17 protein-coding genes and 1 riboswitch are annotated in these 19067 nt (G+C 64.6%); of the genes, 13 read left to right on the forward strand and 4 right to left on the reverse strand.

Translation table 11 applies throughout. The features are described from left to right. Positions 1-35: 35 nt before the first annotated feature. Positions 36-229: riboswitch (cobalamin riboswitch) on the forward strand. Positions 230-412: 183 nt separating this feature from the next. The 9 genes from O3303_RS05950 (at position 413) to O3303_RS05990 (ending at position 8911) form a co-directional block, all read left to right on the forward strand. Beyond that, positions 413-808 carry an acyl-CoA thioesterase gene (locus O3303_RS05950; protein ID WP_269561150.1) on the forward strand — a complete coding sequence of 132 codons (396 nt, stop codon included), beginning with the start codon at positions 413-415 and terminating at the stop codon, positions 806-808. A gap of 161 nt (positions 809-969) precedes the next feature. After that, on the forward strand, positions 970-1290 hold the full coding sequence (locus O3303_RS05955) for a hypothetical protein (RefSeq protein WP_269561151.1): 321 nt from the start codon (positions 970-972) through the stop codon (positions 1288-1290). Between the two features lie 164 nt (positions 1291-1454). After that, on the forward strand, positions 1455-3035 hold the full coding sequence (locus O3303_RS05960; RefSeq protein ID WP_269561152.1) for an NAD(P)/FAD-dependent oxidoreductase: 1581 nt from the start codon (positions 1455-1457) through the stop codon (positions 3033-3035). A 113-nt stretch (positions 3036-3148) separates the two neighbouring features. Further along, positions 3149-3508, forward strand: coding sequence for a CoA-binding protein (locus tag O3303_RS05965; protein ID WP_269561153.1), 360 nt, complete (start codon positions 3149-3151; stop codon positions 3506-3508). Positions 3509-3589: 81 nt separating this feature from the next. Continuing rightward, positions 3590-4354, forward strand: a complete 765-nt coding sequence (map, locus tag O3303_RS05970; protein ID WP_269561154.1) for a type I methionyl aminopeptidase — start codon at positions 3590-3592, stop codon at positions 4352-4354. A gap of 345 nt (positions 4355-4699) precedes the next feature. Beyond that, a complete protein-coding gene (locus O3303_RS05975) occupies positions 4700-5284 on the forward strand; it encodes an RNA polymerase sigma factor (protein WP_269561155.1) in 585 nt (194 codons plus the stop codon). After that, on the forward strand, positions 5265-6098 hold the full coding sequence (locus O3303_RS05980; RefSeq protein WP_269561156.1) for a hypothetical protein: 834 nt from the start codon (positions 5265-5267) through the stop codon (positions 6096-6098). The genes O3303_RS05975 and O3303_RS05980 overlap by 20 nt, the downstream gene beginning before the upstream one ends. Before the next feature lie 17 nt (positions 6099-6115). Then, a complete protein-coding gene (locus O3303_RS05985; protein ID WP_269561157.1) occupies positions 6116-7261 on the forward strand; it encodes a porin family protein in 1146 nt (381 codons plus the stop codon). Positions 7262-7474: 213 nt separating this feature from the next. Next, a complete protein-coding gene (locus O3303_RS05990) occupies positions 7475-8911 on the forward strand; it encodes a Gfo/Idh/MocA family protein (RefSeq protein ID WP_269561158.1) in 1437 nt (478 codons plus the stop codon). Between the two features lie 198 nt (positions 8912-9109). On the opposite strand, the gene O3303_RS05995 is transcribed toward O3303_RS05990, so the two are convergent. Then, on the reverse strand, positions 9110-9841 hold the full coding sequence (locus tag O3303_RS05995) for an RNA methyltransferase (protein ID WP_269561159.1): 732 nt from the start codon (positions 9839-9841) through the stop codon (positions 9110-9112). Between the two features lie 50 nt (positions 9842-9891). Between O3303_RS05995 and tamL the strand changes: the two genes are divergently transcribed. Then, the gene (gene tamL, locus O3303_RS06000) at positions 9892-12417 is read left to right on the forward strand and encodes a translocation and assembly module lipoprotein TamL (RefSeq protein ID WP_269561160.1); all 2526 of its coding nucleotides are present in this window, start codon (positions 9892-9894) and stop codon (positions 12415-12417) included. A gap of 78 nt (positions 12418-12495) precedes the next feature. Here the strand turns inward: tamL and O3303_RS06005 are convergent, their stop codons facing one another. Further along, complete coding sequence (locus O3303_RS06005; protein ID WP_269561161.1) at positions 12496-14673, reverse strand: alpha-ketoacid dehydrogenase subunit alpha/beta; 2178 nt, start codon at positions 14671-14673, stop codon at positions 12496-12498. A 96-nt stretch (positions 14674-14769) separates the two neighbouring features. Here O3303_RS06005 and O3303_RS06010 point away from each other — a divergent pair, with 96 nt between their 5' ends. Continuing rightward, positions 14770-15291 carry a GNAT family N-acetyltransferase gene (locus tag O3303_RS06010; protein ID WP_269561162.1) on the forward strand — a complete coding sequence of 174 codons (522 nt, stop codon included), beginning with the start codon at positions 14770-14772 and terminating at the stop codon, positions 15289-15291. A 39-nt stretch (positions 15292-15330) separates the two neighbouring features. Here the strand turns inward: O3303_RS06010 and O3303_RS06015 are convergent, their stop codons facing one another. Further along, positions 15331-16371: an MBL fold metallo-hydrolase gene (locus O3303_RS06015; protein ID WP_269561163.1), complete on the reverse strand. Its 1041-nt coding sequence runs from the start codon at positions 16369-16371 to the stop codon at positions 15331-15333. A 270-nt stretch (positions 16372-16641) separates the two neighbouring features. Between O3303_RS06015 and hemF the strand changes: the two genes are divergently transcribed. Together hemF and O3303_RS06025 are read left to right on the forward strand one after the other, a co-directional pair. Next, positions 16642-17607, forward strand: a complete 966-nt coding sequence (gene hemF / locus O3303_RS06020) for an oxygen-dependent coproporphyrinogen oxidase (protein WP_269561881.1) — start codon at positions 16642-16644, stop codon at positions 17605-17607. Further along, entirely contained in the window at positions 17604-18227 is a 624-nt protein-coding gene (locus O3303_RS06025; protein ID WP_269561164.1) for a phosphatase PAP2 family protein, read from the forward strand. Before hemF ends, O3303_RS06025 begins: the two co-directional genes overlap by 4 nt. Positions 18228-18252: 25 nt before the next feature. Here the strand turns inward: O3303_RS06025 and O3303_RS06030 are convergent, their stop codons facing one another. Next, positions 18253-18945, reverse strand: a complete 693-nt coding sequence (locus O3303_RS06030) for a phosphodiester glycosidase family protein (protein ID WP_269561165.1) — start codon at positions 18943-18945, stop codon at positions 18253-18255. Positions 18946-19067 lie beyond the last annotated feature (122 nt).

The following is a 19067-nucleotide window of genomic DNA, read 5'->3' on the forward strand; positions in this document are numbered from 1 at the left end:
TCCCCTACCTTCGCCCCGCTGTTCTCTGGTCGATTTCCAGTCAGACGGCGGAAGGTTCCGGGGTAATACCTGGATTAATAGGGAACCGGGTGCGAATCCCGGACAGACGCGCTACTGTAAGTCCCGCGCAGTTTTCACCACATCAGGTTCATTGGCCGGCTTCGGGCGGGCTGAGAAGGACGGTGAAAATGGGACAAGTCAGGAGACCTGCCTTCCGCTGCATTGATGAGGCTGCCTTCGCGAAAAAGGATCTTATCGGGTGTTTGTGCGCTGCCATCGGGCGGGCGGCTGCGGCTGGCCGGTGCCGGGGCGGCGCGTGGGTGGCCGGTAGCATACCGTAGCGCAGGGCGGGTTTCTCGGAATCGGACAGGCAGGCTTCGTTTCCTTCCTTCTTCCCCCTTTTTCTGCCATCATGGACCTTGCCGCCAAAATTGCCGCCGCCGAAACGCGCATCTTCAAAGCCGTGTTTCCCAACACCACCAACCACTATGACACCCTGTTCGGGGGCACCACGCTGCACATGATGGACGAGGTAGCCTTCATCACGGCCACCCGCTTTTCGCGCCTCAAAATGGTCACCGTCTCGTCCGACAAGGTCGATTTCACCCATCCCATTCCCGGCGGCACGCTCGTGGAGCTGATTGGCAACGTTGAACACGTGGGCAACACCAGCCTGAAGGTGCGGGTGGAGCTGTTTGTGGAGCAGATGTACTCCGAGGAGCGCGTGAAGGCTGTTTCGGGCCTGTTTACGTTCGTGGCCATCGACCACGAGAAGCGGCCGGTGCGCATCCTGCCCGCCGCCGTGTAATATTTTGGCAATCGTTGCCAGCAGCTTGCAAATGTCCCCGCAATACATAACCCCGGCCGCAAAATACCGTTTCCCCTATTTTGCTATTTTCTTCGTCTGAACTTTTTGGCATTTGCCAGGGGTTTAGGCGACTACCCACAACCCGACTTCTTCTCTTGGCAATGGATCAGCAGCAGAATGATAACATCACCGCCCGATTGGAACAATCATTTAAAGATGCCGACCAGGCCCGTGAGGACCTCACCGAGTCGATGTCGAACTCGATAGCCGCCAACTCTGACCTGCTGCACCACGGTTTGGTAAGCGCCAAAGGGCTGGAAACCACCACCGAAATGTACCGGCATATGCTGGGGCAGCTGTTGCGCCATAGCTCCGGCGAAGTGCGGGCCCAGACGCTGCTGGCCTTCAACCAGTCCATGGAGAAGTTCTGGCCCCGCAAACCACTGCAGAACGACTCCCAGGGCCGACCGGACAACGCCTGATCCTGCCCTGGCCGTCGTTGCGTCCGCCCCTTCGGTAGCTACCGGAGGGGCGGCCGTGTTTTAGGGGCTACTGAAGGGCATGCCCGCGCGGCTGCGTACCTTTGCAGCCCTTATTATAGGCTTTCGCTTAAAGGATAAAAGGATAACCACCTTTCCCCTGTTTCATGTCTGCTCCCTTCCGTGAGATTGAAGTGCTGCTGCCGCCGGCCGTAGCCTACGACGAATTTGCCCGCTACGAGGCCCTGCTGCACGCCGCCGGCCTGCAGCCCGGCCAGGCCGATTTTGTGCACCTGCGTAAGCGCTCCATTGATGCGCGCGGCCGCAGCCCCCAGGTACGCCTGCGCGCCGACATCTACCAGATGCCGCCACCCGCCAGCCTGTTCGGCCCCTGGTTCCGCTACCCCGATGTGCGGCAGGCCCGGCGCACGGTGCTGATTGTGGGCGCCGGGCCGGCCGGCCTGTTTGCGGCGCTGCGAGCCATTGAGCTGGGCCTTAAGCCCATTGTATTGGAGCGTGGCAAAGACGTGCGCACCCGCCGCCGCGACCTGGCCGCCCTCAACAAGGAGCACCTCGTCAACCCCGATTCCAACTACTGCTTTGGGGAAGGCGGCGCCGGTACCTACTCCGACGGCAAGCTCTACACCCGCGCCACCAAGCGCGGCGACGTGGGCCGCGTGCTGCGCTGCCTGGTGCAGCACGGCGCCACCCCCGATATTCTGGTGGATGCCCACCCCCACATCGGTACCAACAAGCTGCCCTCGGTGGTGGCCGCCCTGCGCGACAGTATCCGGGAGGCCGGCGGCGAGGTTCGATTTGATACGCGGGTAGATGATCTGGTACTGGAAAACCACCACCTGCGCGGCGTGGTGACGGCCACCGGCGAAACCATCGAGGCCGACGCCGTGATTCTGGCCACCGGCCACTCGGCCCGCGACATCTACGAGCTGCTGCACCGGCGCGGCGTACTTATCGAGGCCAAGCCCTTTGCGCTGGGCGTGCGCGTCGAGCACGAGCAGGAGCTGATTGATAAGGCCCAGTACCGCCTCAACGACCGGGGCGAGCTGCCGGCTGCCTCCTACTCCCTGGTGCACCAGACGCAGTGGCAGGGCAAGCAGCGGGGCGTGTTTTCGTTCTGCATGTGCCCGGGCGGCTTTATTGTGCCGGCCGCCACGGCGCCCGGCGAGGTGGTGGTGAACGGCATGAGCCCCAGCCGCCGCGACTCGCGCTTCGCCAATTCCGGCATTGTGGCGGCCGTGGAGCTGGAAGATATGGATGTGCGCCAGTACGGGCCCCTGGCCGGCCTGCGTTTGCAGCAGGAGATTGAGCAGCGCGCCTGCCAGGTGGCCGGCAACACCCAGCGCGCCCCTGCCCAGCGCCTCGGCGACTTCCTGAAGGGCAAAATTTCCGCGGAGCTGCTTGAAACCAGCTACCAGCCCGGCCTGGTGCCCGTGGCCATGGACGACGTGCTGGGCGCGGGCCTGGCGGAGCGGCTGCGGCAGGGCTTCCAGGATTTCGGACGCAAGATTCCGGGCTACGCCACCAACGCCGCCCAGATTGTGGGCGTGGAAAGCCGCACCTCCTCCCCCGTCCGCATCCCCCGCGACCGGGACACGCTGGAGCACCCCGAGGTGCGCGGCCTGTTTCCGTGCGGCGAAGGCGCGGGCTACGCCGGCGGCATCGTGTCGGCGGCCATGGACGGCGAGCGGTGCGCCGAGGCGGCTCTGGCCTCGTTGGCTGTCAGCTGATAGTTGTCAGTTGTTGGTTGTCAGTTGTCAGTTGCTTGCGTCCTTTTTCCGTAAATACCCGTTGTCAGGCTCTATCTGACAACCGACAACTAATAACTGACAACTTCAGCAATATGAAAAAGACCCTCGTTCTTGGTGCCTCCGACAATCCGGCCCGCTATTCCTATCAAGCTGTGCACCGGCTCCAGCGCCACGGCCACGAAGTGGTGCCGGTGGGCATCCGCAAAGGCCAGGTGGGCGGCCTCGACATCCAGACTGACCGCCCGCAGGCCGAAGCCGTGGACACCGTGACGCTCTACGTCGGCCCCCAGAACCAGCCCGCCTGGTACGACTACATCCTGGACCTGCAGCCCAAGCGCATCATCTTCAACCCCGGGACCGAAAACCCCGAGCTGGAGCGCCTGGCCCAGGCCCGCGGCATCCAGACCGAAGAAGCCTGCACCTTGGTCATGCTGTCGGTGGGGCAGTATTAAGACCGGAACACCAGGTTTTTGCTGTACGCCATGCAGCCGGATAACACTATCGTACGTCCGGGAATCATATATCTCCGCACCATGTCCATCACCTCTCAGGAAGACTTGACCGGCCTTCAGCGCATCAGCGAAGCCGTTGGCACCACCCTCAAACAAATGCGGGAGTATGCCCGGCCGGGCATGACGACCAAAGAGCTGGACGAATATGGCGGAAGCATCCTGGCCGCTTTAGGGGCTAAATCGGCCCCGCGGCTGACCTATGGCTTTCCGGGCTGGACGTGCATCAGTGTGAACAACGAGGTGGCGCACGGCATCCCGTCGGGGCGCAGGATTCTGCAGCCCGGCGACCTGGTGAACATCGACGTATCGGCGGAGTTGGGCGGCTACTGGGCTGACAACGGCGGCTCCTTCGTGCTGGGGGTCGATATACACCATCATCAGCCGCTGGTTGATGCCTCCCGGCAGATCCTGCGCACCGCCCTCGGCCGCATCCGGGGCGGCGTCCGCATTGCCGATATCGGCGGGCTGATTGAGAGCGAAGCGCGCAAGGCCGGCTTCCGGGTTATCCGGAATCTGGTGGGGCACGGCGTTGGCCGCAGCCTGCATGAGGAGCCCACGGAAATCCCCTGCTACTACGACCGCCACAACCTGAAGCGATTCAGGAAGAACTCGGTGGTAGCAGTGGAGACGTTTATTTCCACCCGCGCCACCCTGGCCCATCAGCTCAGCGACGGGTGGACCCTGGCCACCAAAGACGGCAGTTTCGTGGCCCAGCACGAGCATACCATTGTTGTTACCGATGGCCAGCCCCTTATTCTCACAGCAGCGAATGGCATTTGGGAGTAAGTGGAACAGGGGGCGGAACCGGCCGTTTCGGCCTGAAGCAGCCCCACGTGGCCCTACTCTGAACCATAGCGAGTCAAGTTAGAGCATACGCCGAAGCACTGCCGGCACCTGCCTCTTCTGCTCAATAACTATTACCTCATAAGCGCAAGCCCCGGTCTTGGATTCAGTTCCGAAACCGGGGCTTTGGGTTGTAGCAGTATGAATCTCACCCTGCCTTTTCTAGCAGGCCGGGCCCTACGGGCCCGATTTCCAAAATTTTCTATCTTCTCAGGCAACGCTCGTGCAACCTTTGCCATCTAGCCTTCCAAACACCCCGCTATTGCCCTAACCTCTACCCAACCAACCGTGACTGAAGCCGACCTCATTGCCGCCTGCCGCCAAGGTAGTGGCCGGGCCCAGAAGCTGCTCTACGAGCAGTTTGCGGGCCTGATGCTGGGGGTGTGCCTGCGCTACCTGCGCCGCCGCGAAGATGCCGAAGAGGCCATGCTCGGCGGGTTTGCCAAGGTATTCCGGGCCCTCGACCAGTACCGGCACGAAGGCAGCTTTGAAGGCTGGATCAGGCGGATTATGGTGAACGAGGCCCTGGGCCAGCTGCGCCGCAAGGAGCCCCTGCACCTGGCCATCGACGACCTCACCTACGACGTGCCGGCCACGGCCGCCGAAGCCGAAAGCCACCTCAACGCCGCCGACCTGCTGGGTTTGCTCGCGGAGCTGCCGGCCGGCTACCGCACCGTCTTCAACCTGTACGCCCTAGAGGGCTACACCCACCCCGAAATCGGCGAGCTGCTGGGTATTTCGGAGGGCACCAGCAAGTCGCAGCTCAGCAAGGCGCGGGCCATGCTCCAGCGTCGCCTCGCGGCGGCCAGCCAGCAAGCCAGCCCCGCCTCCACCTCCTCACCGAAAGAACTCTATGCAACCGGAAGATATTGACAAGCTGTTTCGCGAGCGTCTCGCGGAGCACGCGCCCACCCCGCCGGCCTACCTCTGGAACCAGCTCGAAGACGAGCTGCAGCCCGCCAAAAAACGCCCCGTTCTCTGGATGTGGGCCGCCGCCGCCAGCGTAGTGCTGCTGCTGGTGAGTGGCGTACTGTGGCTGCAGAGCAGTGGCCTGCGGCCCGCCGGCGCCGGTGCTGTAGCCACCGGGAGCCGCCCCGCACAACGCCCAGCGCGTACCACGGTTGAGCCAGCTGCTACGCCGAAAAATAAAAACGCGGTGGCCGCCGCCCCCCAGGCAACTGCTCCGTCAGGGCCCGCATCTACCACCTCAGAAGCTAACACTGACCTCGCCCCCGGCACCCGGCAGCCTCAACTGGCCACCACCCGGCAACTGGCCGCCGCCCGCCCACGGGCAATGGCACCGGCCGGCCGCCCCGCCAGCCAGCCAGCCCAGGAAGCAGTAGCAGTTCAGGTTCCCAGTCCGCAACCGGAGCGGCCGCTGGAGCCTGTTGCTCCGGCTCCGCAACCGCAACAGTTGCCCACTACGGCGCTGGCGCTGGCCGCCACGCCGGCTCCGGCTCCTACCGGCTCTATTGAAGTGGAAGTGCGCCGCAGTGCGGCCCCTGCCGTGGCCACGGCAGCTCCGGCAAATCCGCGGCAGCGCAGCCTGGGCGGCGTATTGCTCCGCCAGGCCCGCAATGCGGTGCGCGGCGAGCGGCTGAGTCTGGCGGAAGCCGGCCTGCCCGAAACCGTGACGGTACAGGCCCACGTGGCCGGCCGCACGCTTACCAAAGTGATTCAACTCTAATTTTCCCTCCCTCCGTCATGAAACGCCTCTCCGCTCTGCTGGCCGCCTTGCTGCTGCTGGTTCTGGCCGCGCCTTGCTTTGCCCGCCCGGTCCTCTCGCCTGCCCACCTCGATGATACGATTGTGGTGAAACTGCCTAACCAGGCCATTATGACGCTGTTCGTGAAAAACCGGCAGCAACTGCGCGAGCTGCGGGCCTACAAGCTCGACTCGCTGATGATCCTGCTCGACAACTACATTGCGCAGGCCGAAACGGCCGGCAAAGGCTCGAAGTCGGAGCAGGTGACCATGGAATTCTATCCCGCCAAAGACCAGCCCGGCAAGCAGCTGCCCGAGCAGATCCGCATCACGATGCGCGGCGAAGACAACGCCCCCCGCCGTGGCGACAAAGTGGAAGTGAGCATGGGCAACCTGTTCGGGGTGAAAGTGGAGGAAAACGCTGATGGCAACGGCAGCGACCGGGTGTCGGTGCACCTGGGCGACTCCGGTAACAGCGACTCGCTGAAGCTGGCCAAGCGGGCCAAAAACGCCAACCGCTCCAACCACAGCGACTTTGGCATCGACCTGGGCCTGAGCGTCCTGACCAACCGCACGGCGCCCCAGAACCAGTCGTTTCCTAATCTGCGCCCCGGTGGCTCGCGCTACGTTAGCCTGAACTGGCACTACCTGCAACGACTGGGCGGCACCCGCAGCCCGCTCTACCTGCTCACCGGCCCCGAAGTGGCCTTCAACAACTATATGCTGGAGGGCAACAACCGCTTCCGCTCGCTCAATGGCAGCACGTTTGTGGTGCCGGAGCCGGAGCTCAACATCGAGAAAAGCAAGCTGGCTACCACTTCGGTCAACCTACCGCTGATGGCGCTACTCAACTTCCGCGACGCCAATTACAAGAGCACGTTCCGTATCGGGGCCGGGGGCTTCGTCGGCTACCGCCTGGGCTCCCGCACCAAGCTGAAATATGAGCAGGATGGCCGCACCCGCAAAGACAAGGACCGCGGCTCCTACAACCTCGAAGACCTGCAGTATGGCCTGCAGGGCACTATTGGCCTGCGCAGCATCACGCTGTTTGCCAAATACAACCTCAACGAGCTGTTCCAAGACCAACCCACCAGCTTCCAGGCCCAAACGCTCAGCTTCGGCATCTCGCTCACCGATTTCGACTAAGTGGTTGAACAGATAACGAGAACTGGCGGGTTGTCTGACGAGGTGTCGGGCAACCCGCCAGTTCTCGTTATGACGAATCCAAGCCGCCGCTGCGGGGCGGCTGAGCCACAAAATCGGGTTGGCCGGGAGGGCGAAGCTCAAGCGTAGTAACCGGGCGTTTCCTGGCAGAAAAACGCTAGTTTTAGTTTCCTCCCACCTTCAGCCGTTCCTGCCATGAGTGAGCTTCCCGAGTTACCGTCGCGCCGTACGTTTCTGGAGCAGAGCGCGGCGGCCGCTACTTTCTTTATTGTGCCGCGCTTCGTGCTGGGCGGCCCGGGCTACATCGCCCCCAGCGACCAGCTGGTGGTGGCCGGCGTGGGCGTGGGCGGCAAAGGCGCCAGCGACCTGGCCATGTTCGCCAAAACCGGCAAGGTGCGCATCGCCTACCTCTGCGACGTGGACGACCGGCGTGCCGCCGGCGCAATTAAGGCATATCCGCAGGCCAAGTACTACAAAGACTGGCGGCAGCTGCTGGAAAAGGAAAGCAAGAACTTCGACGCCGTTTCCATTGCCACGCCCGACCACAACCACGCCAACGTGACGCTGGCGGCCATGCAGCTGGGCAAGCACGTGTACGTGCAGAAGCCCCTCACCCACGATATCCATGAGGCCCGCGCCCTCACCGACGCCGCCAGACGCTACAAAGTGGTGACGCAGATGGGCAACCAGGGTGCTTCCGGCGACGGCGTGCGGCAGATGCAGGAATGGTACGACGCCGGCCTGCTGGGCGAAGTGCACGAGGTGTACTGCTGGACCGACCGGCCCGTGTGGCCCCAGGGCATTGCCTGGCCCACCACGCCCGCCCCCGTGCCCGCCGGCCTCGACTGGGACCTGTGGCTGGGTACGGCGCCGGCCCGTCCCTACGTCGATAACCTGGTGCCCTTCAACTGGCGCGGCTGGTGGGAATACGGCACCGGCGCCCTCGGCGACATGGGCTGCCACCTGATGGAAGCGCCCTTCCGGGTGCTGAACCTGGGCTACGCCAGCGCCGTGCAGGCCAGCGTGGGCAGCGTGTACGTGGGCGAGTTCAAGCGCGGCTACTTCCCCGAGAGCTGTCCGCCCTCCAGCCACGTCACGCTCACGTTCCCACGCACCAACAAAACCAAGCACGACGTAACCGTGCACTGGATGGACGGCGGCATTCAGCCCGAGCGCCCCGACGAGCTGGGCGCCAACGAGCTGTTCGGCGACGGCGGCAACGGCACGCTTTTCATCGGGAGCAAGGGCAAGATGATGGCCAGCACCTACGGTGCCGACCCGCGGCTGCTGCCCACCAGCCGCACCCAGCAGGTGAACACCAGGCAGAAGCTGGCCCGCGTGCCGGGCGGCGCCGACGGCCACTACGCCCAGTGGGTGGAAGCCTGCCTGGCCGGCTACGGCAACAAGTCCGTCAGCTCGCCCTTCGAGCTGGCCGGCCCGCTGACCGAGGCGCTGCTGATGGCCAACCTCGCCATCCGCGGCTACGACATCCAGCGGCCCAAAGCCACAGGCGGCATGGAATATCCCGGCCGCGGCATCGAGCTGCTCTGGGATGCTCAGCAGCTGCGCGTCACCAACTTCGACGAGGCCAACCGCTTCGTGCGGCGCGAGTATCGCGCCGGCTGGCAGTAAGAACGTCATGCAGAGGCGCAGCCGAAGCATCTCGTCAGTGTGCTAACCGTCATGCTGAGCTCGCCGAAGCATCTCTACCGCTTCGTTGTAATCAGACGAAGCGGTAGAGATGCTTCGGCAAGCTCAGCATGACTGGTTCACTTTGGCAACGTCAGCACGCGAGATGCTTCGGCAAGCTCAGCATGACGTTCTTTCCACTCAGCCATGCCGAAAGAAGTTATCCAAGAGAATAGCGCCGGAAATAGCCACGTTGAGGCTTTCGGCCTGGCCGCGGCCGGGGATGTGCAGGCGCTGGGTGAGGCAGGCCTCCACGGCCGGCGTGAGGCCGTGGCTTTCGCTGCCCATCACGAGCACGCCCTGCGGCCGGAGCGTGAGGCGGTGCACGTTGTCGCCGTGCAGGTCGGCGCCGAATACCGGCTGGCCGGCGGGTAGGCTGCCGAGCCAAGTGGGCAGGTCGCGCTGCCAGATGGGAACCCGCGTGAAAGAGCCCATGGTGGCGGCCACAGTTTTGGGCGCCCACGGATCGGCGCAGGTTTCGCTGAGCACCACGCCGGGCAGGCCGTACCAGTCGGCGAGTCGGATGAGGGTACCCAGGTTGCCGGGGTCGCGCACTTCGTCGAGGGCCAGTAGCAGCCCGGAGGTGGCCGTGAGGGCCAGCGGCAGCTCGGCGGGCAGGCGCGCAATGGCGAGGGCCGTGTTATTGTTGGCCAGCGTGCCGAGGCGGGTCAGTTCGTCTTCGCTGAGCACTTCCACGAGGCCCGCCGGCAGGCCGGCAGGTAATTTTCCGGCAAATTCGGCCGTTGTAAACACGCGTTCCGTTTGAAGTCCGGAACTTAGCAGCTCCAGTACGCTTTTGCCGCCTTCCACCAGAAAGGCCCCGTGCCGGAGCCGATACTTTTTCAGGTGCAGCGCGTGTACGTATTTTGCCACTGCTTTCGAGACCATACCCTTTGCTGAACAGACGCCCCACGGGACCTCAGGTGAACGATAAACTACGGAGCCGGGCGCTGCCGGCCGGGCTGCTGCTGCTGGGAGGCTGGCTGGCGGTTGGCTGCTCGCCGCTCCGCCTGCTGGCCCCCAACCAGCAGCTGCTCAGCCACATTGAGCTACAAGGTGTGAAGCAGGCCGACGCGGAGCGCATTCAGGCGCTGTACCGCCAGGAGCCCAACAGCCGCTTTCCGCTTCCAAAACTAGCAATCTATCAGCTAGGCCGCACCTTCTACACTCCCGACAAGCTGCAGCGCAAGCTCGATGCCACCCGCGCCCGCTACGACGAGCGGATTGTGGCGGCCCGGCCCGACTCGGCACTGGTGGGCAAGCTGCTCACCAAGCGCGAGCGGCAAACCCGGCGCCTGCAGCTGGCCCTCGACAAAGGCAACGCCATCATGCGCCTGGGCGAGCCGCCCGTGATTTACGACTCGGCTCTGACCCGCCAGACGGCCGAGCAGATTGCCACGTTCCTGAAGTCGAAGGGCTTTTTCCGCAGCCGCGTGCAGTATTCGGATACGCTGGCCGACCGCCGGTTTTCGCTGGGCCGCCTGCTGGGCGGCGCCGACAGCCTGCACCGCCGCCGCGTGGTCGTGACCTACAACGTGACCGAAAACGCGCCGTTCCACTACTCGCAGCTCGACTACGACATTGCCGATACGGCCGTGGCCCGGCGCGTGCTGGCGGCGCAGCCGGCCTCGCTGCTGCACGTCGGCGACCAGTACGACGAGGAAATCATCGGCCAGGAGCGCGCGCGCTTCGAAGCGCTGCTGAAGAACGACGGCTATTTCGATTTCCGCCAGCAGTACGTCACCCTGGAGGCTGACACCAGCTTTGCCCCCGCCACCGTGCGGCTGCGCACGCTCATTGCCAGCCCGGCCTCGGGGCAGCCGCACCCGCGCTACACCATCCGGCATGTGCGCTTTATCACGGATGCGGGCACCGTGCGCTTCGGCCAGAAGCGCGATACCATCCGGCAGGACTCCACGTATTTTCTGGCGTTTCAGCACAACATCAGCCCCAAGCTGCTCAACCGCAAGGTGGCCGTGCACCCCGGCCAGTACTACAACCTGACCAACACCCAGACCACGCAGCGCCAGATCAGCCAGCTCGACGTGTTCCGGTTCACGAACGTGAACTACGTGCGGGTGCGCCCCACCTCGGCCGCCGACAGCACCCGCCGACAGCTCGACGCCGTTATTGCGGCCTCGCCGGCCAAGCGCTACCAGGAAACCGTGGAATTGGGCGGCACCTATGTGGCCGGCTTGCCAGGGCCCTTCGGCAACCTGCGCCTGAAGGCCCGCAACCCGTTTGGCGGGGCCGAAGTGCTGGAGCTGGGCCTGCGGGCCGGTTTTGAAGGCCAATTCCAGCAGGTGAGTACTTCCGGCGACAACCAGCGAAACCTGCCTGGGGTGCTTACTACCCAGCTCGGGGCCAATATAAACCTGCTGCTGCCGCAATTTCTGGTGCCTTGGCACGGCAACCGGTTTCTGACCCGCTACAACCCGCGCACCCGCTTCACGCTGGGCTACAACTTTGTGAGCCAGCCGTTTTATACGCGCACCAATCTGGAAGCCACCTACGACTACATCTGGCAGCGTTCCACCTACCACCAGTTCGTTTTCACGCCCATCGACCTGAGTCTGGTAAACACGTCGCGGCTAGATGACACCTTCTTTCAGCAGCTGGTGGCGCAGTTTCCTAACCCGGAGGCGGCGGCCTTCACGTTTGCCCGGCAGTTTGTGCCCAGCCTCAGTTTTACCTCACTCTACAACTCCAACGACTTCAACCAGACGCGGGACGCAAAGTACCTGCGGCTTTTTGCGGAAGTGGGCGGTATCACCCGGCCCCTCTACCAGGATGCACTCAACCGGCAGGGCATCCTGGTGACTGATTTTTACCGCCTCAATGCCGACTACCGGCGCTACCACAAGCTTACGCCCACCTCATTTTTTGTGTACCGCCTGAACGGCGGGCTGGTGCAGCCGCTCCGCTCCGGCACTACCGTGTTGCCCTACGATAAGTACTTTTTCGCGGGGGGAGCCACCAGCGTGCGGGCTTGGAAGCCGCGCCGCCTGGGGCCGGGTTCCTATACTTCCTATTTATTCGAAGTTGATGGTGTCACGGTGAAGCGCGATAAAGACGGCAACTCCGTGCGCAACTACAACGTGGAGCAGCCCGGCGAGCTGCTGCTGGAAGGCAGCGTGGAGTATCGGTTTCCGCTCTTCAGCTTCATCAACGGTGCGCTATTCACCGACTTCGGCAACACCTGGGCCCTGCAGTCCGACGACCAGCGGCCGGGCGCGCAGTTCAGCCCCACCCGCTTCTACCGCGAATTCGCCGTCAGCTCCGGCTTCGGCCTGCGCTTCGATTTCACGTTCCTGATTCTGCGCCTCGACGTGGCCACCAAGGTCTACGACCCCACCGCGCCGCTCAACAAGTGGGCCATCCGCAACGCCAGCCTGTTCGGCAGCCAGGACCAGACGGCGTTTAATCTGGGCATCGGGTATCCGTTTTAGGCACAGGAACCGTCATAAAACAAACGCCCCGCCTGCATCTGCAGGCGGGGCGTTTGTTTGTGGTAAACAGGCGGCAGCTTAGTACCCCAGCAGCTCGGCCAGGGCGGCGGCTACCTTGTCGGGGTTGGGCAGCATCTGGCGCTCCAGCTCCACATTGAGGGCAATGGCGGGCAGGTTGGCGGCGCCGAGCGTGAAGACGGGCGCGTCGAGCTGGCGGAAGCAGGTGCGCTGGATGCGCCCGGCCAGGCTCTCGGCGAAGGAGTTCATGAGCGGCTCCTCTGTCAGGACCAGGGCCTTGCCGTGGCGGCGCACGGCGGCTTCCACGGCTTCGTAGTCGAGCGGGTTGAGGGTGCGCAGATCCAGGATTTCCACCTGGCCGGCAAACTGGCGGCTGGCGGTTTTGGCCCAGTGCACGCCCATACCATAGGTAATCACCACGCAGGTTTCGCCGTTTTGCAGCTTCGTGGCGTCGGCCGGCTGGGCAATGGCAGCTTTGCCGAGCGGCACCACGTAGCCGGCGGCGGGCTCAATGGTTTTGGCGTCTTCGGTGCCGGGCACTTTGCTCCAGTAGAGGCCTTTGTGCTCCAGCATCACCACGGGGTTGGGGTCGAGGTAGGCGGCGCGCATCAGGCCCTTCATGTCGGCGGCGTTGCTCGGATACACTACCTTGATGCCGCGGATGGTGAGCAGCGTGCTTTCGATGGAGCCCGAGTGGTAGGGCCCGCCGCCGCCATAAGCCCCGATGGGCACCCGAATCAGGCTCTGCACCGGAAACTGGCCGTTGGAGAGGTAGCACGATTTGCTGAGCTCTTCCACCAGCTGGTTCAGGGCCGGCCAGATGTAGTCGGCGAACTGCACCTCCACGATGGCCTTGGCTCCCACGGCGCTCATGCCGGCCGTACTGCCCACGATGTAGGCTTCCTGAATGGGCGTGTTGAACACGCGGGCGTCGCCGTACTTCTTGGCCAGCAGGGCCGCCTCGCGGAATACGCCGCCCAGCTCGCCGCCCACGTCCTGGCCGTAGAACAGGGCCTCTGGAAACTCGCGCAGAATATCATCCACGGCGTGCAGGGCGGCGTCCACCATCAGGGCCTTGTCGGCGCCGGCGGGGGTCCGCTCGCCGGCTTCCTCGGTGACGGCCGGTGGGGCAAACTCGTGGTCGGCGAAGGTGGCGGGGTCGGGGTTGGGGGCAGCCAGGGCGCGCTGGTAGTCGGCCTCCACGGTGGCGCGAGCCTCGGCGGCCAGCTGCTGCAGCTCGTCTTCAGTAAAGCCCAGTTCCAATAGCTGCTGGTGGAAGCGCGGCAGCGGGTCCTGCAGGGAGTGCTGTGCGAGGTCGTCGCCACGGTACCATTCGCGGCGCACGCCGCTGGTGTGGTGGCCCAGCAGCGGGCAGCGGGCGTGCACCAGCACCGGCCCGCGCCGCTCGCGCACGTAGTCGGCGGCCTGCTGCATACCGGCGTAGCTGGCAAGGAAATCGGCGCCGTCGAACTGCAGGCGGTGCAGGCCTTTGAAGCCGGCCGCAAACTCGTAGGCATCCATGGCCCGCATCTCGCGCCCCGTCGCCGAAATTCCCCACTCGTTATCCTGCACCAAATAAATAATGGGCAGCTGGTGCAGCACAGCCATCTGCAGCGCCTCGCTCACCTCGCCCTCCGTCATGGCCCCATCACCGATAGAGCACAGCACGAGCGGCGCGCTGGTTTTGGCCGTTTCCGGCAGCAAATTGTAGAGTCCAGGCAGGGCCGCGCCGCTTTCCAACAGGTCGCGCGAGTCGACCATTTGCGGCGTCAGCCCCTGGCTTTCCAGATACTTGATGCCGTGGGCCACGCCCGTGGCCGGAATGGCCTGCATGCCGGTGGCCGAGCTTTGGTGCGGAATGGTAGGGAAGCCGGCGCGCCGCAGCGAAGGGTGGCTATAATAGGTGCGGCCGCCCGAAAACGGGTCGTCGCGCTTGGCCATGAGCTGCAGCATCAGCTCGTAGGGCTGCAGGCCGATGCCCAGCAGCATGGCGTCGTCGCGGTAATAAGGCGCCACGTAGTCCTGGGGGCCGAGCTGGCAGGCGGCGGCCAGCTGGATGGCCTCGTGGCCGCGGGCAGTGGCGTGCACGTATTTGGCCGTAATGGCCTTGTTTTCTTCGTAGAGGCGGGCCAGCTCGTCGGCGGTGCGCATCAGGCGGTATACCCGGCGCAGCGTTTCGGGCGCGGGCGGGGCGGCAGTGAAGTCAGCTTCCAGAGTGGGGGCAGCGTGCAGGGACATGGGCGGGGATTGGGTTCGGGGCGAAATTACGGGTTCGGGCCGGAATGGCCACGGCCGGCCGTAGCGCTTGCCCTACCCAACCGTATCTTCGGGCCCATGTTCGTTCCGCTCACCATTTCCGCCGCCACTCCCGCCGACCTGCCCGCCCTGGCCGGCCTCGTCAACAACGCCTACCGCGGCGAAGCCAGCCTGCGCGGCTGGACCACCGAAGCCCACTTGCTCGACGGCCCCCGCACCGACGAAGCCGACCTGCGCCAGCTCGCGGCCGCGCCCGGCGCCACCTTCCTGCTGGCCCGCACCGAGGCTGGCGAGCTGGTGGGCAGCGTCTATACCAAGCCCCAGGCCCCCGACCTGTACGTGGGCATGCTGTCCGTGGACCCCACGCGGCAGGCGGCAGGAATCGGGCGGCAGCTGCTGGCCGCCACCGAAGCCCAGGCCCGGCAGGCCGGCCACAACGGCGTGCTGATTTCGGTCATTTCGGTGCGCGCCGAGCTGATTGCCTGGTACGAGCGGCTGGACTTCCAACGTACCGGCGAGGTGCTGCCGTTTCCGTTGCACGCCAGCCCCAGCATCCCGAAGCAGCCGCTGGAGCTGCTGCTGCTGCGCAAGGCGGTGTAGCTTTATAAAGCTTCACGCTGGAAGCGTCGGAGCTGTACGTCAGTCGAAATCCCACCACGCCTCCTGTTTCACCGGCTCGCCCAGCGTGTAGGGTTCCCCGATGCGCGGCACCGTAACGGGCACGCCCAAGGACGCGGCGGCGGGCAACAGCAGGCGGATCGGCTCGTTCCAGGGGTGGTAGCCGAGCGTAAACTTGGCCCAGTGCACCGGCAGCAGCAGACGTGCGCCCAACTCCTGCGCCGCCCGCGCCGTTTCGGCGGGCAGCGTGTGCACGGCATGCCAGAGCTCGTTGTACTGCCCGTTTTCCAGCACCGCCAGATCAAACGGCCCGTACTGCGCGCCGATGGCCTGAAAGTGCGGACCGTAGCCACTGTCGCCGCCCAGAAACAGCCGGTGGCCGGGCAGCTGCAGCACGTACGACGCCCACAGCGTGCGCCGCGCCCGCACCCCGCGCCCCGACATGTGCTGGGCCGGCGTGGCCGTGAGCTGCGCCCCGCCCGGCAGCGTGGTGGTATCGTGCCAGTTCAGCTCGGTGATGCGCGCCGCCTCGAAGCCCCAGTGCCGGAAGTGGCTGCCCACGCCCAGCGGCACCACCACCCGCGCCACTTTGTCGCGGAGCTGGCGCACGGTGGCGTAGTCGAGGTGGTCGTAGTGGTCGTGGGTGATGAGCAGCACGTCGATGGGCGGCAGGTCGGCGACCTGGTAGGTATTGGCGCCGGCGTACGCCTTCACCGAGTACGGCACCGGCGAGGCCGCCCCGCTGAACACCGGATCCACGAGCACCGTGAGGCCCTGCGCCTTGATCAGGTACGACGAGTGGCCGAACCACACCAGCGTAGGCGCCGCCTGCGCGGGCAGCTGCCGTAAATCAGTCGTCACTGACGGTATCGGGCGTGAGGGTGTGACGGTGGCGGGCCGGCGCAGGTAGTCGCGCAGCATCTGGCCCACCCGGGCATCAGCGGGGCTGAATTGCACGCCGTCCGGATTCCGGAACTGGCCGTTCTGGTAGTTTTCCAGCCCTACAAATTGGCTTTGACTGGTTTGGGAGGGATTTTTACCCAGTATGTTCATCAGGTGCATGCCGCAAAAAACCGGCGGCTGGCTAACAGGACGTGACGCCGGCCGGTTTACTTTACCGACCACAGATATTTTCCTAAAAAAGCCGCCGGCCGGCGGTCTGCTGCAACCATTGCGACGGGCGCGCTTCTGTGGGCTCATACGTGGCGGGCCCAGGAAATTTCTACCTTTGCCGGCACAAAAACAGCCTTCTTCCTGACTTTTGTCAGTTTCTGGCTTGCTTTTCCGGCCGAAGTTTGCCTCCGAACCAACGCCTCTGCTGTTATGTCTGCCATGCTTTCCGCTCCTGCTGCTTCTGCTTCTTTTCCCGCACCTCGCGCCGCCGCCGCCTTCCGCGAGACGGTAGCCGACTGGATGCGCCAGTTTCAGGACTGGCTGTGCCAGCAAATTGAACTGGCCGACGGTTCGGGCCGCTTTCAGGAAGACGCCTGGGAGCACCACGGCGGCGGTGGCGGGCGCAGCCGGGTGCTCACCCACGGCACCATCATCGAGAAAGGCGGCGTAAACTTCTCGGCCGTGCAGGGCACCATGAGCGAGCAGGCCGCCCGCGTGCTGCTCATGCCCAACCCCGAGTATTTTGCCACTGGCGTGAGCGTGGTGCAGCACCCGCGCAGCCCGCAGGTGCCTATTGCCCACATGAACGTGCGCTACTTCGAGGCCGGCAACGGCGAAGCCTGGTTTGGCGGCGGCCTCGACCTGACCCCGATTTACGTGGACGAAGCCCAGGCCCGCTGGTTTCACGAGCAGATTGCCGCGGCCTGCCTGCCCCACGACCCCACCTACTACGCCCGCTTCAAAACCTGGGCCGACGACTACTTTTTCCTGCCCCACCGCCAGGAAACGCGCGGCGTAGGCGGCATCTTCTTCGACCGCCTCACGGTGGGCAAAGACGGCGACCGGGACGCGCTGTTTGCCTTCATTCAGGCCGTGGGCCGGGTATTTGGCGAAGCCTACTGCGAACTGCTGCGCCAGAACGCCGACCGCCCCTACACCGAGCGGGAGAAACTCTGGCAGCTGGTGCGCCGCGGCCGCTACGCCGAGTTCAACCTGGCCTTCGACCGGGGCACGCGCTTCGGCCTGGAAACCGGCGGCCGCACCGAAAGTATCCTCATGAGTCTGCCGCCGCAGTGCGAGTGGCACTATAATTTTCCCATCGAGCCGGGCTCCCCCGAAGCCGCCACCCAAGACTGGCTGCGCAAAGGAGTCGACTGGCTGGCCCCCACTCCTCCTGCAGTTTGATAGAAGCGCTACAATCGTTTGACCGCTGGCTGCTGGTGGCGGCCAACACCAACCGCACGCCCACGCTCGACGCTCTCATGGTGTTCTTCACGGAGCGTCTGGTGTGGTTTCCGGCGTATTTCGTGCTGCTGGTGATGCTGGCCTACCTGTTTGGGCGGCGGGCTTGGCTGCTGCTGCCCCTGCTGGGCGCCAGCGTGGCCCTGGCCGATGGCATCTCCAGCCGCTTGTTCAAGCCCTATTTCGCTCGCCTCCGCCCCTGCCACGACCCCGAGCTGTCAGCCACCTTGAACCTGATAAACGGCTGCGGCGGCCAGTTTGGGTTTATGTCGTCGCACGCGGCCAATGCCTTTGCCCTCACCGTATTTATGGCCTTGGTGCTGCCCCGGCGCTACCGCGTGGCCAAGTGGCTGCTGCTGGGCTGGGCCCTGATAGTGAGCTACAGCCGCATATACCTGGCCGCCCACTTTCCGTCGGATGTGCTGGCCGGCGCGATACTGGGCAGCCTGCTGGCCTGGGGCAGTGCCACCCTTTTTAAACGCCTGGATGTGCGGTGGTTCGGGTCCGGCAAGGCCACTGGGCTTGCCCTGGCCACATCCGAAAAAGCGCCTATCAGCCGGTAGAGTTCCGTATCGGCAATGGCTCGTTTTAGCGCTTCGTCACGCCGATGAGCACGCCCAGGTCGCCATCGGTCTGCCGCCAGTTCTGCGCCGGCAGGTAGGCGCGGGATACAAAGCCATCCAGATACAACGCATTCCGGCAGCCCTGCCGCCGGAAATACTGCGCGAATTCGTAGAAGTTCACCGGCTCCCGCGACAGGACGCACAGCACCCGCCCGTCGGGCAGCACGCCCACACCGTTGCGGATCTGGCGGTTCGCGGAGCCGGGCCGGAACGCCGGGTGCAGCCGCCCATCCACCACCAGCATCGGCCCAGACTGGGTGGCGTAGCGCACACTGCGCTGGAGCCGAAGCCGCTCGAAATCGGCTGTGCGGCACACGCCGGCCTGGTTATCGAGCGTGGTGTAGAAGACGCCGTTGGGTTTCAAGTAGAAATTGCCGGCCCCGGCCAGCGTGTCCAGGGGCGTTATCAGCCGCTGGTTTTCGATGTAGAGCCCCAGCGGCGCGTTGCCGGGCCGAAACATGCCGCCGTTCATGGCAAACTGCAGCGTGTCGCCGCGCCCGGCCAGCCAGTGGCGGAGCCGGCCCAGGCTGCGCAGTGGCCGGCGGTGCTCGTCCAGCCAATAGAGTTGGAGATTCTGTTGGCGGAGGTCAATTTGGTAGCTAAGAAAGCGCGCGGCAGGTGGCTGTGGCGGATCAGCCCACCGCAACAGCGCCCACACGCCTGACAGCAAGCCGCCGAATAGCAAAAGTTGGAATAGCCTAGATTTACGCATTGACCTGGTGCCAGAGAAAAACGGCGCGACTTTGAGCAAACGTGCTGGCCGGTTCGTTCACGCCGCTG

It is taken from the genome of Hymenobacter canadensis, assembly GCF_027359925.1.
In the GTDB taxonomy this organism is placed as follows: domain Bacteria; phylum Bacteroidota; class Bacteroidia; order Cytophagales; family Hymenobacteraceae; genus Hymenobacter; species Hymenobacter canadensis.